The following is a 209-nucleotide window of genomic DNA, read 5'->3' as shown; positions in this document are numbered from 1 at the left end:
CTAATAATAAAAACCACCTAGTTAGCTTTGGGGGGGCATTTTCAAATCACATTCGCGCTTTAGCGGCAGCATGTAATCATTTTAAGTTTCTAGCAACAGGTATTATTAGAGGCGAGGTACATTATGCATCGAGCCCTACTTTATCTCAGGTCCAAAAATGGGGTATGGAATTACAATTTATAGATTGAAAAACCTATCGATTAAAAGAA

At 36.8% G+C, this 209-nt stretch carries 1 pseudogene; it reads left to right on the top strand.

The annotated features are described in order from the left end of the window. A pseudogene (locus V6255_RS19030) lies at positions 1-188 on the top strand (1-aminocyclopropane-1-carboxylate deaminase/D-cysteine desulfhydrase); the annotation flags it as partial. Positions 189-209 lie beyond the last annotated feature (21 nt).

Source organism: Psychromonas arctica, from assembly GCF_038155225.1.
Taxonomy (GTDB): domain Bacteria; phylum Pseudomonadota; class Gammaproteobacteria; order Enterobacterales; family Psychromonadaceae; genus Psychromonas; species Psychromonas arctica_B.
The sequence above is the reverse complement of the archived record's forward strand: the minus strand, read 5'-3'. Positions and strand labels throughout refer to the sequence as shown.